The 15,066-nt window shown below is 49.4% G+C and carries 18 protein-coding genes; all 18 read left to right on the top strand.

The genetic code is table 11. From position 1 onward, the window contains the following. The first annotated feature begins 3 nt into the window (after positions 1 to 3). The 18 genes from BQ7367_RS12375 (at position 4) to BQ7367_RS12290 (ending at position 15,066) form a co-directional block, all read left to right on the top strand. Positions 4 to 705, top strand: a complete 702-nt coding sequence (locus BQ7367_RS12375; protein WP_072525718.1) for an L-ribulose-5-phosphate 4-epimerase — start codon at positions 4 to 6, stop codon at positions 703 to 705. Positions 706 to 1,487: 782 nt separating this feature from the next. Further along, on the top strand, positions 1,488 to 2,426 hold the full coding sequence (gene spoIIIAA / locus BQ7367_RS12370) for a stage III sporulation protein AA (protein ID WP_072525717.1): 939 nt from the start codon (positions 1,488 to 1,490) through the stop codon (positions 2,424 to 2,426). Further along, complete coding sequence (locus BQ7367_RS12365) at positions 2,414 to 2,932, top strand: stage III sporulation protein AB (RefSeq protein ID WP_072525716.1); 519 nt, start codon at positions 2,414 to 2,416, stop codon at positions 2,930 to 2,932. Before spoIIIAA ends, BQ7367_RS12365 begins: the two co-directional genes overlap by 13 nt. A 13-nt stretch (positions 2,933 to 2,945) precedes the next feature. Continuing rightward, the gene (spoIIIAC, locus tag BQ7367_RS12360) at positions 2,946 to 3,140 is read left to right on the top strand and encodes a stage III sporulation protein AC (protein WP_072525715.1); all 195 of its coding nucleotides are present in this window, start codon (positions 2,946 to 2,948) and stop codon (positions 3,138 to 3,140) included. 72 nt (positions 3,141 to 3,212) lie between these two features. Beyond that, a complete protein-coding gene (spoIIIAD, locus tag BQ7367_RS12355; protein ID WP_072525714.1) occupies positions 3,213 to 3,599 on the top strand; it encodes a stage III sporulation protein AD in 387 nt (128 codons plus the stop codon). After that, entirely contained in the window at positions 3,596 to 4,789 is a 1,194-nt protein-coding gene (locus BQ7367_RS12350; RefSeq protein ID WP_072525713.1) for a stage III sporulation protein AE, read from the top strand. The genes spoIIIAD and BQ7367_RS12350 overlap by 4 nt, the downstream gene beginning before the upstream one ends. Positions 4,790 to 4,831: 42 nt before the next feature. Beyond that, positions 4,832 to 5,206: a stage III sporulation protein AF gene (locus BQ7367_RS12345; RefSeq protein WP_072525712.1), complete on the top strand. Its 375-nt coding sequence runs from the start codon at positions 4,832 to 4,834 to the stop codon at positions 5,204 to 5,206. Further along, positions 5,196 to 5,798: a stage III sporulation protein AG gene (locus BQ7367_RS12340; protein WP_072525711.1), complete on the top strand. Its 603-nt coding sequence runs from the start codon at positions 5,196 to 5,198 to the stop codon at positions 5,796 to 5,798. The genes BQ7367_RS12345 and BQ7367_RS12340 overlap by 11 nt, the downstream gene beginning before the upstream one ends. Before the next feature lie 16 nt (positions 5,799 to 5,814). Further along, a complete protein-coding gene (locus tag BQ7367_RS12335; protein WP_072525710.1) occupies positions 5,815 to 6,426 on the top strand; it encodes a SpoIIIAH-like family protein in 612 nt (203 codons plus the stop codon). Positions 6,427 to 6,600: 174 nt separating this feature from the next. Beyond that, positions 6,601 to 8,190, top strand: coding sequence for a peptide chain release factor 3 (locus tag BQ7367_RS12330; RefSeq protein ID WP_072525709.1), 1,590 nt, complete (start codon positions 6,601 to 6,603; stop codon positions 8,188 to 8,190). A gap of 85 nt (positions 8,191 to 8,275) precedes the next feature. Continuing rightward, positions 8,276 to 8,659: an Asp23/Gls24 family envelope stress response protein gene (locus BQ7367_RS12325; RefSeq protein ID WP_072525708.1), complete on the top strand. Its 384-nt coding sequence runs from the start codon at positions 8,276 to 8,278 to the stop codon at positions 8,657 to 8,659. A gap of 93 nt (positions 8,660 to 8,752) precedes the next feature. Next, complete coding sequence (gene nusB, locus BQ7367_RS12320) at positions 8,753 to 9,160, top strand: transcription antitermination factor NusB (protein WP_072525707.1); 408 nt, start codon at positions 8,753 to 8,755, stop codon at positions 9,158 to 9,160. 2 nt (positions 9,161 to 9,162) lie between these two features. Then, on the top strand, positions 9,163 to 10,398 hold the full coding sequence (gene xseA, locus BQ7367_RS12315) for an exodeoxyribonuclease VII large subunit (protein WP_072525706.1): 1,236 nt from the start codon (positions 9,163 to 9,165) through the stop codon (positions 10,396 to 10,398). A 29-nt stretch (positions 10,399 to 10,427) separates the two neighbouring features. After that, the gene (xseB, locus tag BQ7367_RS12310; RefSeq protein WP_072525705.1) at positions 10,428 to 10,640 is read left to right on the top strand and encodes an exodeoxyribonuclease VII small subunit; all 213 of its coding nucleotides are present in this window, start codon (positions 10,428 to 10,430) and stop codon (positions 10,638 to 10,640) included. Next, positions 10,612 to 11,520: a polyprenyl synthetase family protein gene (locus BQ7367_RS12305; RefSeq protein WP_442855384.1), complete on the top strand. Its 909-nt coding sequence runs from the start codon at positions 10,612 to 10,614 to the stop codon at positions 11,518 to 11,520. The genes xseB and BQ7367_RS12305 overlap by 29 nt, the downstream gene beginning before the upstream one ends. A gap of 11 nt (positions 11,521 to 11,531) precedes the next feature. Beyond that, on the top strand, positions 11,532 to 13,403 hold the full coding sequence (gene dxs, locus BQ7367_RS12300; protein WP_072525703.1) for a 1-deoxy-D-xylulose-5-phosphate synthase: 1,872 nt from the start codon (positions 11,532 to 11,534) through the stop codon (positions 13,401 to 13,403). Between the two features lie 4 nt (positions 13,404 to 13,407). Next, entirely contained in the window at positions 13,408 to 14,229 is an 822-nt protein-coding gene (locus BQ7367_RS12295) for a TlyA family RNA methyltransferase (RefSeq protein WP_072525702.1), read from the top strand. A gap of 3 nt (positions 14,230 to 14,232) precedes the next feature. Continuing rightward, positions 14,233 to 15,066 (top strand): NAD(+)/NADH kinase, encoded by an 834-nt coding sequence (locus BQ7367_RS12290; protein ID WP_072525701.1) that lies wholly within the window; start codon positions 14,233 to 14,235, stop codon positions 15,064 to 15,066.

Below are 15,066 nucleotides of genomic sequence, written 5' to 3'. Positions count from 1 at the left end.
ATCATGCTGGAACAGTTAAAAAAAGAAGTATATGAAGCGAATATGCTGCTCCCCAGATACGGCCTGGTTACCTTTACCTGGGGAAATGTAAGCGGCATTGACCGGGAGAGAGGCCTGTTTGTCATCAAGCCCAGCGGCGTGGAGTATGACAGGCTTTGCCCGGAAGATATGGTGGTGGTCGATCTGGATGGCAGGAAGGTAGAAGGTGATTATAATCCATCCTCCGATACAGCTACCCACGTAGTACTGTATAATCGTTTTCCAAAGATCGGCGGTGTTGTGCACACACATTCCTCCTGGGCGACCAGCTGGGCCCAGGCAGGACGGGGGATTCCCTGCTATGGAACGACCCATGCGGATTATCTGTACGGAGAAGTGCCCTGTGTACGTAACCTGACGGAAGAAGAGATCGAAGAAGCCTACGAGAAAAATACGGGTATCCTTATTGCGGACGAGTTTGAGAGAAACGGCAGGGATTACGAGGCAATGCCGGCTGTGCTGTGCAAAAATCACGGCCCGTTTACCTGGGGGAAGGATGCAAAAGAGGCGGTACACAACGCGGTGGTACTGGAAGAAGTCGCGAAGATGGCAGCCCGCTGCGAGATGATCAATCCCCGGAATATGCCGGCGCCCCAGGAACTGCAGGACAAACACTATTACCGAAAACACGGAGCCAACGCATATTACGGACAGGTTAAAATCTGAGTTTGCCGGGGTGATTCAGGAGACGCCGGGGAGGATGGATTAAGCTTAGGGAAATAGAAAAAGCTGGCATCGAAAGACGTATTCTGCGGCAACAGAATAGGTGTCCCCGCCTCCGTTCCAGAATCCGGGAAAACATAAAGGGACTTAGAACCCGCCTAAATACAAAGCAATCCGATGAGCAACTCGCGTTCGCTCAGACAATCTCATCGGATTGCTTAATGGCGGATCCTAAGTCCCTTAAGTTTTTCCTGCGGATTCCTCCAAAGTCACCGGTCCACCCATCTGCCGCCGCAGAAACGTTCTTCCGACCGGTATTTTTCTCCTTTCCTGCACTTTATCCATTTCTTCCTGCGTCATGATTCATCCTCCGCAGCAAACCCGCGATTTGAAAGTAGTAGGGGATGGGAGCCGTATTGGAGAAAAAGACATTTACGAGACCAAAGGTTATTATGACGGAGTAAGCGGCAGGATGCTGCTTACTCCGCCTGGGTGTCGATAACGTTCTGCTTTCGCAATCACTTCTAAATCGCGAGATTGTTGAGGAGGTTGGATAGGAAGACGGGGAAGGAAGAGGTGTCCATCGAGGGCCGTGCAGCAACGCCGGCATTTGGGGCGCGTTTTTTGCGCCCTTATGTGCCGCTGCGTTGCAGCCCCGAGCGAAAGCGTGCCCGAGATGGATATCCTCTTCCTTCCCTCCGGCGTCCACATCCACCCCTCAACAAACTCAGATTTCAGGAATATTTTGGAAGTCGCCTCATATATTGTGTAAAGAGGTGGACAAGATGGAAAGAAGGGATAGAAAAACACAAATATTGAGTATCCTGGCAAAAAGCGTGCGCAGGATCGTGGAAGAAGAAGTGCCGGATTTTGAAAAACTTCAGGAAATACGGCTTCGTGCGGGCCAGCCGGTAAGGGTGATCATGGGAAATGAAGAAGCAGTGCTTCCGAAAAAGAACGGCCCCCACATCACTACGAAAGAAGAAGTGCGGGAGACGATGGATTATATCAGCCATTATTCGATGTATGCTTATGAAAATGAACTGAGACAGGGATTTCTGACAGTGGAAGGAGGACACAGAGTAGGAGTGGCAGGAAAAGTGATCATGGATCAGGAAAAGGTGAAAAATATCCAGTACATATCATCTGTCAATATCCGGGTATCCCATGAAGTGATCGGATGCGCGGACGATCTTCTCCCATATATCACAAAAAACCGCCAGGTATGTCATACCTTGATCATATCGCCTCCGGGATGCGGGAAGACAACGATCATCCGTGATCTGATCCGTCAGATATCAGACGGTAACCAATATGTAAAAGGTTGTTCCGTAGGCGTGGTAGATGAGCGGTCAGAACTGGGAGGATGCTATCTCGGCATTGCCCAGAATCATCTTGGGACAAGAACAGATATACTGGACTGCTGTCCGAAAGCCGAGGGAATGATCATGTTGATCCGTTCCATGTCGCCACAGGTCATTGCTGTGGATGAGATCGGTACCAGTGAAGATATCCACGCGATTGAGTACGCCATGCAGTGCGGATGTAAACTGATCGCCAGTGTCCATGGTCTGGATATGGATGAGGCTACGAAAAAACCGGTCCTCGGTGAATTGATCCGGCGGAGGATGTTTGAGCGGTATGTAGTCCTGAGCAGCGAAAAGCATCCCGGTGAGATCCGGGCAATCTACGACGAGCGGGGGAGTGTGCTGTGCAGAAATTGATCGGTGGGCTTTTAGTCCTGACAGCGACGGCAGGAGCAGGATATGTATATGGAAGGGAAATGAAACTATATCTGGAAAGACTTCTGTATCTGCGTTATGTTCTTAGTCTTATTAAAGGAGAGATCGGGTACACCCATGCCCCTCTCCCGGAAGTGCTTGCACAGGTGGCAAAGAGAGTCAGGGAACCATACAGATTATGGCTGAATAAGACGGCCCGGGAGATCAGGATGCGGGAAGAGACAAGTTTTGCCAGGACCTGGAGCAGATGCGTTGATAAATATTTAAAGGCGCTGGATCTGAAATATGAGCATGTGATCTTGATAAAGGAACCGGGGACTTTTCTCGGCAGCCTGGAGGCGGATACTCTGGACCAGACCATGCAGCTGTATTTAAACCGTATGGATCTGGAGACAGAAAAACTGCGGGAAGGTCTTGCGGCAAAGATAAGGATCAGCAGATGTCTGGGAGTGATGAGCGGTATTTTTTTCATTGTGATCCTGCTCTGAACTGGGAGGAAGAATGAATATCAATCTTATTTTTAAAATCGCGGCAGTAGGAATACTTGTATCCATTCTCGGACAGGTGCTGAAACACAGCGGAAGGGAGGAACAGGCATTTCTTGCCAGTCTTGCCGGACTGATCCTGGTATTGTCCTGGGTACTGCCTTATATTTATGACCTGTTCCTGTCAATCCGTCAGCTGTTTTCGCTGTAGTGCCGCAACGGATGGAAGATCTTCGGATCGAGAACCGCCGCATGGACAGGAAAGATATCTGGAGGTGAACAGATGAGTGTGATGCAGGTCGGCATCATCGGAGTGGTAGGAGCGGTCCTCGCGGTACAGATGAAAGGCGGAAAAGCAGAATATGGGATCTATGTCAGTATGGCCGCGGGAATTTTGCTCTTCGCGTTTATCGTGGACCGGCTGGGGATCTTTGTAGAGACAGTGGAGCAGATTTCCTCTTACATTGATATGGATGCAGGCTATCTGTCAGCTCTTTTAAAGATGATAGGAATTACCTATATTGCGGAATTTTCCTCCGGAATCTGTAAAGACGCCGGATACCAGACCATTGCGGGGCAGATTGAAATATTCGCGAAATTGACAATACTCGCTCTCGGGATGCCTGTACTGATGGCTCTGCTGGAGACAATACGGGAGTTTTTGTCATGAACGGAAGAAAAAGCGGATTCCTTCTTACAGTATTGCTGGTAGTTTTGGTTTTCAGTCTTGGCACAAAAATAGTAAATGCCAAAGAGTATGATCCGGCCAAAGAAGAGGACCAGACTCAGGAAGAGGACTGGATCCAGGAAACAGCAGAAGACGCGCTGATGTCAGAATTTGATTTTGACCAGATAGAGGACAGCTTAAAAGAGATGTTCCCCGGAGAAAAGATGTCTTTTGGTGAAGTTGTCGCTTCCCTGATGTCAGGAGACGCCAAGGAAGCAGGCGGGATGTTCCTTGATTTCCTGTCGGACCAGATCGCTTATGAATTCAATTATAATCGTCATAATCTGGTCTATGTGGTCCTGGTGGCTCTGACCGCGGCGGTGTTTACTAATTTCGCGGGGGCATTTCAGAGCAGACAGATTTCCGAGATCAGTTTCTATGTGCTGTATATGCTGCTGATCACACTGTGTCTGACCTCCTTTCAGACGGCCGCTCAGGGTGTAGAAGAGAAGCTGGGTTCTCTGACAGATTTTATGCAGGTACTTTGTCCCAGCTATTTTCTGGCTGTGGCATTTGCGTCGGGAAGTGTGACCTCCCTGTTCTTCTACAATGTGATCCTGTTTCTGATTTATGTGGTGGAATTAGTCATTGTCCGTTTTCTCCTTCCAGTGATCAATATTTATATCATGATCCGGGTGTTGGGCAGTCTTACGGAGGAGCCGTTTTTGTCAGAATTCGCGGATCTCATAAAAAAAGTGGTGACCTGGCTTCTTAACGCGCTGATGGCAGGGATCGTAGGCGTCAACGTGGTGCAGGGGCTGCTGGGACCGGCCATTGATACACTGAAGAGGAGTGCCCTTACCCGGACGGCAGAGGCTCTGCCCTGGGTGGGAAACGCCCTGGGCGGAGCCTCTGAGATTGTTCTTGGTACTGCTGTGCTGATTAAAAACGGGATAGGTATGGCCGGGGCTATTATCGCGGTCCTGATCTGCGCGGTACCTGTCCTCCAGATGCTGGTGATGGCATTCATGTATAAGCTGGCCGCGGCACTGGTACAGCCGGTATCTGACAAGAGGATTACCGCATGCATCAGCGGGGTCAGTGAAGGATATGAACTGATGGTCCGGGTCATTTTCACTTCCGGGATCCTGTTTTTGCTGACCATCGCGGTCGTGGCAGCGTCCACATCCTGAGAAAACGAGATTGCCGGGTTCTCCGGAGAAAGGGCTGAGTTTATGTTGGATCAGATCTGTGAATGGCTCGGGAATATTGCGGTTTTTCTTGTAGTGATAACTGCTGTGATGCATGCCGTACCCGGAAAAGACTATGTAAAATATATCCGGTTCTTTTCCGGGCTGATCCTGATTCTTCTTCTATTTACACCGGTGCTGAAACTGTTCGGAATGGAAGACAGATTCCGGGAGATCTACAGCGGAGCAGAGTATGAAATGAGGAGAAGGGAGATCCAGAAGGCAGAAGAGATCTATGAAGAAGCGGGACTGACAGACATTCTTTCGGAGCAGATCCCGGTATCGGACGGATCTTCCGGAGTGGAAAGCGCAGAAGCAGAAACCCGGATCGAAGTGGGGGAGATAGAAATTGGAGAATAAAAAATGGAAGGAGTGGCTTGGCGGGTTCCGCTCAGGAGAAAAGCTTCCCAGGAAGAATCAGCTCCTTATTCTTTTCCTTGTGGGACTGCTCCTTCTTGTCATTGTGTTTCCGGTGCCTGGCAGGACAGACAACGAAGCGGATCTTGCAGATGAAGGTGTCCAAAGTACGGCAGATCTGAGCAGTACAGGCGATTACGAAGAATATCTGGAAGAAAAGACTGCTAAGATTTTAAGTCAGGTGGAAGGAGTGGGGGAAGTGACCGTAATGATCACACTGGAATCCGGCGGACAGAAGATCATAGAGAAAGATCAGTCCAGCTCCGGGCAGACGACAGAAGAGACAGACAGTGAGGGCGGGACCAGGAGCGTGGAAGATCGGTCGTCAGATAAGACCAGTATCTATGTACAGGACTCGGATGGCTCTTCCACCCCTTATGTGAGTAAAGAACTGAGCCCGGAGATCGCGGGTGTGGTAGTGATCGCGGATGGGGGTGACGACGCTGTCGCCGCGCAGGATATTACGGAGGCGGTTCAGGCATTATTCGGTGTTGAGGCGCATAAGATTAAAATAATGAAACGGGCTTATACATAAAAGGAGGACTGAAAAAGTGAAACGGATCTTTAAGAAAAACCAGATCATTATTGCTACTTTGGCGGTTATGATCGCGATCGCCGGATACCTGAACTATTCCGGGAAGCTGTTCGGACAGTCAGAAAAAGGCACGGAGGAAGCAAACGCGGATCTTGCCAACCAGGAACTCCTGGATATTTCCCAGGAGGATATTGAGACAGGGACTGAGGATATTGAGAGCAACGATTCTGAAGTAGAAGGGACTCCGGGAGAGGCGGTTCTGACAAGCGGCACCGCGGAGACCACCGTGGCACAGGCAAAAGTGACAAGAGAACAGGTGCGGGCTCAGAATAAAGAGACTCTGCAGGCGATCATCGACAACACCAACTTGACCGATGTGGAGAAGCAGAACGCGGTAGATCAGATGGTACAGATGACACAGATCGCGGAACAGGAAGCGGCCATCGAAACCCTGATGGCATCCAAAGGATTCTCTGAGGCGGTTGTAAGTCTTGACGCAGATTCCGCGGATATTGTAGTTAAGGCAGATGAACTTACCGATGCGAACCGGGCTCAGATCGAGGATATCGTCTCCAGAAAGACAGATATCGCGCCGGAAAATGTGGTGATTACGCCGATCCATGAATAGACGCCCGATTGCTGCTTATGTGCGGAAATAAGGATTGGGCATGAGCGGGACCGGGAGATTTTCATATTGCATGCAGTATAAAAAGCGAGTATAATAGCGTCGATGCACATCGGCGCTGTTATTTTTTCCCTGTCCGATCGTGAATCAAGTAAGAAAGTATAGAGAGTGAAAATTATGTCAGAAATAATGAATGAGATAAAAAAGAGGAGAACTTTTGCCATCATTTCCCACCCGGACGCGGGAAAGACGACTTTGACGGAAAAATTCCTGTTGTATGGGGGCGTTATCAATCAGGCCGGTTCCGTAAAGGGAAAGGCTACGGCAAAGCATGCGGTTTCGGACTGGATGGAAATCGAGAAAGAAAGAGGAATCTCAGTCACTTCCTCTGTGCTGCAGTTTAACTATGACGGATACTGTATTAATATTCTTGACACACCGGGACATCAGGATTTCTCGGAAGATACGTACCGTACTCTGATGGCGGCGGATTCAGCGGTAATGGTCATTGACGCGTCCAAAGGTGTGGAAGCTCAGACAAGAAAGCTGTTCAAGGTCTGCGCCATGCGGCATATCCCGATCTTTACTTTTATTAATAAAATGGATCGTGACGCGAAGGATACCTTTGATCTGCTGGATGATATTGAAAAGGAACTGGGGATACCCACATGTCCGGTAAACTGGCCGATCGGGTCAGGAAAAGGATTTAAGGGAGTATACGACCGTCAAAAGAAAGAGGTAGACCTGTTTTCTGATACGCGGAAAGGAACATCCATGGGGGATGTGAAGAAAGTGAACATCAATGATCCGGAGGTGGACAGTCTCATCGGAACAGAGGCGAAAGCGACTTTGATGGAGGAGACAGAGCTTCTGGATGGAGCGTCTGCCGAATTCGATCAGGAACTGGTGGATAAGGGGGAACTTTCCCCGGTTTTCTTTGGATCTGCTTTGACTAATTTCGGTGTGGAGACATTCCTGAAGCATTTTCTTGTCATGACGACCTCGCCTCTGCCGAGGAGATCCGATAAAGGACTTGTAGATCCTATGACAGAGACAGATTTTTCTGCTTTTGTATTTAAAATCCAGGCCAATATGAACAAGGCCCATCGTGACAGGATCGCCTTTATGCGGATCTGTTCCGGAGAGTTTGACGCGGGCATGACGGTGTACCATGTGCAGGGAGGAAAGGATGTACGGCTGTCCCAGCCCCAGCAGATGATGGCCAGCGAGCGCAGGATCATTGATAAAGCCTACGGGGGCGATATTATCGGAGTGTTTGATCCGGGTATTTTCTCCATTGGGGATACTCTGACCACAGCAAAAGAGAAATTCGCCTATGAGGGTATTCCCACGTTTGCGCCGGAACATTTTGCCAGAGTGCGTCAGGTGGATACCATGAAGCGAAAACAGTTTGTCAAAGGGATCAATCAGATCGCTCAGGAAGGCGCGATCCAGATTTTTCAGGAATACAATACCGGTATGGAAGAGATCATCGTGGGTGTAGTTGGAGAGCTGCAGTTTGATGTGCTGAAGTATCGGCTGAAAAATGAATACAATGTAGATATCATTCTTGAACATCTCCCCTATGAGCATATCCGGTGGATCGAAAATGAGGAGATCGATCTGGATCACTTAAGCGGAACGTCAGATATGAAAAAGATCAAAGATCTGAAGGACCGTCCTCTGCTTTTATTTATCCACGAGTGGAGCATCCGCATGACTCTGGAGAGAAACGAAGGACTGCGTTTGTCAGAATTCGGGCGGTAGGCGGCTGCCCGAACTTTCCCTTTGCAAACGGAATGATATTTGCTATAATGAAAAAAGAGATTAGACAAAACGGGAGGTTTTGAATATGGCAAAGGACGAAAGGAACACTTATACGATTCAGAACGACGAGAGCCTGGGTGAAGTAAAGATCGCGGATGAAGTGGTGGCGATCATCGCGGCGCTTGCAGCGACAGAAGTAGAGGGCGTTTCTTCCATGGCCGGTAATATCACGAATGAAGTGATCTCCAAGCTTGGAATAAAGAATCTGTCAAAAGGCGTGAAAGTGGACGTCCTTGAAGGTGTGGTGACAGTATCTTTGGCGCTGAACATGAAGTATAACTATAATATCATGGACGTGACGGCCAAGGTTCAGGAGAAGGTAAAGAATGCCGTTGAAAATATGACAGGCCTCGAAGTCGCCGATGTCAATATCAAAGTGGCCGGCGTTGAGATGGAAAGACAGGACTGATCCATTTTATATGGCTGTCTGCCGGCGGACAGAAGGATGTCGCAAGACATCCTTTTTCTATAATTGTATGATTGATTAAAGAGAGGAACTGACATGATAAGGTCAAAACAAAGAGAGCACATTTTCAAGATGCTGTTTCAGATCGAGTTTAATGACGAGGCAGACATGCCGGAACATCTGAAGTATTATTTTGAGACATTGGATAACGCAACGGAAGCTGAGAAAGTCTATATCCAGAACAAGTATGAGGCGGCCGCCCGGCTTGTTCCGGAGATCGACGTGCTTCTGAATGAAAATACAAAGGGATGGAAAACTTCCAGGATGAACAAAGTAGACCTGACGATCCTGCGGCTGGCGGTCTATGAGATGAAATGGGATGAGGATATTCCCGAGGGAGTCGCTATCAATGAGGCTGTGGAGCTGGCCAAGAAATTCGGAGGGGATGACAGCCCGTCCTTTGTCAATGGAGTGCTCGGCAGGCTGGCCAGGCGGGAGAAGTGAAGGTGAAAAACGTCTATACGGTAAGGCAGGTCAATTCTTATATCAAGAATATGTTCACTCAGGATTTCATGCTGAACCGGATCTATGTAAAAGGAGAAATCTCCAACTGTAAATATCATACGTCGGGCCATATTTATTTTTCTCTGAAGGATGAGTCCGGCACGATTGCCTGCGTGATGTTCGCGGGCTCCAGGGCAGGACTTTCTTTCCAGCTGCAGGAAGGACAGCAGGTCATCGTTCTCGGCAGTATAAGCGTCTATGAGAGAGACGGGAAATACCAGCTTTATGCCAGAGAGATCGTCCGGGACGGGGCCGGCGAACTCTATGAAAAGTTTGAGGCGCTGAAAAAAGAACTTGCGGAGATGGGCATGTTTGCGCTGGAATATAAGCGCCCGATCCCCCGCTACGCGAAAACGGTTGGGATCGTCACAGCGCCCACCGGCGCGGCAGTGCGTGATATCATTAACATTGCCGGCCGGAGGAACCCTTATGTACAGTTGATCCTGGCACCGGCCCAGGTACAGGGAGAGGGGGCAGCTCAGAGTATTGTCAACGGGATCCGTCTGCTGGAGAGAAGGCAGGTAGATGTAATGATTGTCGGCCGTGGCGGCGGCAGCATCGAGGACCTCTGGGCTTTCAATGAAGAAGCCGTGGCCCGCGCTGTGTTTGAATGCAGTGTACCGGTGATCTCGGCGGTAGGCCATGAGACGGATACGACGATAATAGATTTTGTAGCGGATCTGAGGGCTCCCACACCGTCAGCGGCTGCGGAACTGGCAGTCTATGACTTTCGGGAAGCAAAAGAACGGATCGCAGCATACCGGGGTGAGCTGGATCGCAGGATGTCCCGGAAGACAGAGGAAAAGCGGGCACTTCTGGAACATATGAAGATGCGTCTGAAGTTTGCCCATCCCCGGCAAAAACTGAATGAGAACCGGCAGTACGCGGCAGAGTTGGAGAACCGTCTGCGAAACAGCATGGAAAACAGGCTGGTGAAAGAAAAACACAGACTGGCGCTTTATGCCGAGAGAATGAAAGGGGTATCCCCGCTCACAAAGCTGAGTCATGGATATTCTTATGTACAGACTCCGGAAGGAGAGCATATCCGCAGCGTGGGACAGGCAGAGGCCGGGAAACGGATCCAGATTTATCTGAGTGACGGACGGCTTGAGGCAGAAGTCCTGTCTGTCGGGCGTGTTACCTATCCGTCCGGGCAGGGCAAAATCAGGGAGCAGTGAAAAGAAAAACCGGGGACAGGAGGAAGACAGTGGAAGAGGAGAAAAAGGAAACTCTGGAGGAAATGTTCGATCGTCTGGAAGAGCTGATTACCAGGCTGGAGAAAGAGGAGAACTCACTGGAGGAATCATTTGATCTGTATAATAAAGGGATGGGGATTTTAAAGAAATGCAGTCAGTCGATCGATGAGGTGGAGAAAAAGGTACTGATTCTGGATGAGGATGGAGATGCCCATGAATTTTGAAAAAGAATATGAAAGTAAAAAGGCATATATTGAAGAGGTATTAAGAAGATTTCTTCCGAAACAGGAGGGACAGCAGAAGATCATCATGGAGGCCATGGAATACAGCCTTATGGCCGGAGGAAAGCGGCTCAGGCCTATGCTGATGCTGGAGTCCTTTCATCTTTTCGGAGGCGGAGGGCAGGTGATCGAGCCGTTCCTTGCGGCGATCGAAATGATCCATACCTACTCTCTGGTCCACGATGATCTGCCGGCCATGGACAATGATGACTACCGGCGCGGAAGGAAGACGACTCATGTGGTATATGGAGAGGATATGGGAATCCTTGCCGGAGATGCTCTTTTAAATTATGCTTTTGAGACCGCCTGTCTGGCTTTTGACATGGAGGAGGAAAACTGTTCCCGGATCGGCAGAGCCCTGAAGATTCTGGCCGGCAAGGCCGGAATCTATGGCATGATCGGCGGGCAGGTTGTAGACGTAAAAGAGTCCGGCCATGTGATCAGCGGCGAGACGCTGGACTTTATTTACCGGCTGAAAACGGGAGCCCTGATCGAGGCTTCTGTTATGATCGGCGCGGTACTGGCCGGGGCGTCTGAAGAAGAAATACGGACTATGGAAGAGATCGCGGGAAAGATCGGAATGGCGTTTCAGATCCAGGACGATATCCTGGATGTCACCAGTACGACAGAAACACTGGGGAAGCCAGTCCACAGTGATGAAAAGAATGAAAAGACTACTTATGTGACCTGGATAGGTCTTGATGAGGCAAGGATGGAGACCAGACGTATGACAGAGGAAGCGGTGGAGAAACTGCGGTCTCTGAAAAAGCAGGACGGATTTCTGACTGAGCTGCTGACGGGACTTGTATACCGGGAAAAATGAGGAGGACCGTTATGGTGCTTGAAAAGATCCGGAAGGAAAATGATATTAAACAGCTGGACAAAGAGCAGCTGAAAATACTGGCAGGTGAGATCCGGCAGTTCCTGATTGAAAAGATCAGCAGGACAGGAGGTCATCTGGCCTCAAACCTGGGAGTCGTAGAACTGACCATGGCCCTCCATCTGATCCTGGATCTGCCGGAGGACAAGTTGATCTGGGACGTGGGGCATCAGTCCTATACTCATAAATTGCTCACGGGAAGGAAAGACGGATTTGATGATCTGAGAAAATACGGAGGAATGAGCGGATTCCCGAAGAGGAAGGAAAGCGACTGCGACGCTTTTGACACGGGGCACAGTTCCACCTCCATATCAGCCGGACTGGGTTATGTGGCGGCCAGAGAACTTCTGGGGCAGAAACACAGCGTGGTGTCTGTCATCGGTGACGGATCTCTGACCGGAGGAATGGCATATGAAGCGCTCAATAACGCGTCCCGTCTGAAAAGTAATTTTATTATCGTTCTGAATGACAATAATATGTCCATATCCGAGAATGTGGGAGGAATGTCCAAATACCTGAGCGGTCTGCGGACAGCGCAGGCATACACGGAGCTGAAAAAAGGCGTGGAAGGCACTCTGAAGAAGCTTCCCGGGGGCGGGGAACGGATCGTTAATCAGATTAAAAAGACAAAAAGCGGGATCAAGCAGCTTTTTGTCCCCGGAATGTTGTTTGAAAACATGGGAATTACCTATCTTGGCCCGGTAGACGGACACGATATCCAAAAACTGGTGAAGATCTTCAGTGAAGCGAAACGAGTAGACCATGCGGTTTTAGTACATGTAATCACAAAAAAGGGAAAAGGATATGCGCCTGCTGAAGAAAATCCGGCCCGTTTCCACGGCCTGGGTCCCTTTGATATTGAGACAGGAGAACCGAAAGAAATTACCGGAAAAGACACTTATACGGACGTATTTTCCAAAGTACTGACCGATATTGCAAAAAGAGATGATAAAGTCGTGGCGATTACCGCGGCCATGGCAGACGGGACGGGCCTTTCCGCTTTTTCCCGGCGGTTTCCCCAACGCTTCTTTGATGTGGGTATTGCGGAGGAACATGCCATGACATTTGCGGCGGGGCTGGCTGCCGGAGGAATGAAACCTGTTTTCGCGGTGTATTCTTCTTTCCTTCAGAGAGCCTATGATCAGACTCTGCACGATGTCTGTCTTCAGAATCTTCCTGTTGTGATCGCGGTGGACCGGGCCGGACTTGTAGGAAATGACGGAGAGACTCATCAGGGAGTTTTTGATCTGTCTTTTCTGTCCACGATTCCGAATCTGACGATCATGTCTCCGAAAAACCGCTGGGAGATGGCAGATATGCTGCGGTTTGCCGTTGACTTCCAGTATCCCATCGCTCTGCGGTATCCGAGAGGGACAGCCTATGAGGGAATGCGTCAGTTCCGGACTCCTGTGGAATATGGGAAGAGCGAAGTGCTGTATGAGGAAGAGGACATCGCGATTATTTTTGTAGGCCATATGGCCCGGCTGGCAGACAGTGTGCGCCGGAAACTCAAAGAGACAGGATACAGCTGTACACTTGTCAACGCACGGTTTGTCAAGCCTCTGGATGGGGCTCTTCTGGAAGAACTCGCAGAGGATCACAGGATATTTGTTACAATTGAGGAAAATGTTATTGCCGGCGGGTTTGGAGAACAGGTACTGGACTATGTCAGCAGGGCGAAGCTGGATGTACATGTGTGCAACATTGGAATTTCCGATGATTATGTGGAACATGGAAATGTAGAGATGCTGCGCAGGGAAACAGGACTGGACAGGGATATGATCGTAAAACGGATTGTGACAGACTATTTGATGATAGAGGAATAACAGCATGAAAGAACGTTTGGATGTTTTGCTTGTAAAACGGAATCTGGCAGAATCCAGAGAAAAGGCAAAAGCGGTCATTATGGCCGGGAATGTTTTCGTAGAGGGACAGAGAGAAGACAAGGCCGGGAGTACATTTTCTCCGGATGTGAGCATTGAAGTGCGGGGACATGTCCTGCCATATGTCAGCCGGGGAGGACTGAAGCTGGAAAAAGCGCTTTTGGTTTTTGGCGTGGATGTGTCGGGAAAAGTATGCACGGATGTAGGAGCGTCTACCGGAGGATTTACAGACTGTATGCTGCAGAACGGGGCGGCAAAGGTATACGCCATAGATGTGGGAAGAGGACAGCTGGACTGGAAACTGCGGAATGACCCGCGGGTCGTCTGTATGGAAAAGACGAATATCCGTTATGTCAAACCGGAAGATATCGGAGAGCCCATTGATTTTTCTTCTGTTGACGTATCTTTTATCTCCCTTACAAAGGTACTGGGGCCCATCCGGGAATACCTGAAAGAAAACGGACATGTGGCAGCGCTTATTAAACCTCAGTTTGAGGCAGGACGGGAAAAAGTAGGAAAAAAGGGCGTTGTCAGAGAGCAGAGCACTCATCTGGAGGTGATCCGAAAGGTTATGGATTTCTCCTTATCCTCAGGATATGACCTGCTCGGTCTTGATTTTTCTCCGATCAAAGGACCGGAAGGAAATATTGAATATCTGATTCATCTGCGGAAAAACATGGAAGGGACAGGAAAAGATACCGGGCTGGCCCCTGAAGAAGTGGTGAGACAGGCTTTTGAGACACTTACCAGACAGGATGACAAGAGGTAGCGCATGGATTGTTTTTATATTATCACAAACAAACGAAAAGACGAAGATTATACAATCACTAACAAGATCCGTCAATATATTGAAAAGCACGGGAAGACATGTTTTCTTTCTGAAAAAGATGAAAAAGGGCATATCGTGCCGGGATCAGTTCCCCGGGAGGCACAGTGCGGGCTTGTGCTTGGAGGTGACGGAACGCTGATCCGGGCTGTAAGAGACCTGGGAGACAACAGCCTGCCCCTTTTGGGGATCAATCTGGGAACAGTCGGTTATCTGGCAGATGTGGAGCTGAAGGATTTTGAGAGCGCTTTAGACCGTCTGTTCGACGGTGTGCCTGACATTGAAGACAGGATGATGCTGGAAGGCTCTTTTCATGGAGGGAGAAAAGAACTTGCCGTAAATGATATTGTCCTTGCCCGTGAGGGAAAGGTCAGGATCGTCAGCTTCCGTATTTATGTAAACGGAACACTTCTGAACACATATCAGGCAGATGGAGTGATTTTTTCCACTCCTACGGGAAGCACGGGATATAATCTCTCTGCCGGAGGACCTGTAGTGGAACCTACTGCAAAAATGATCGTGATCACGCCCATCTGTTCCCATGCGCTGAACACCAGCAGCGTTGTCCTTTCCGCGGAAGATACCATAGAAGTCGAGCTGTGCGAGGGCCGGTATGACCGGCAAGATCAGGCGATACTGTGTTTTGACGGAGCAGAACAGACGAGCCTTGTCACAGGAGAGCGGGTATGCATCCGTCAGTCCCGCCAGAATGCCAGATTTATCAAACTGAGCAAAGAAAGCTTTATGAAAACGATGCGCGAGAAAATGAAAGGAAATTAA

The sequence above is a fragment of the Clostridium sp. Marseille-P3244 genome (assembly GCF_900120155.1).
GTDB lineage: Bacteria > Bacillota > Clostridia > Lachnospirales > Lachnospiraceae > Mediterraneibacter.
The sequence above is the reverse complement of the archived record's forward strand: the minus strand, read 5'-3'. Positions and strand labels throughout refer to the sequence as shown.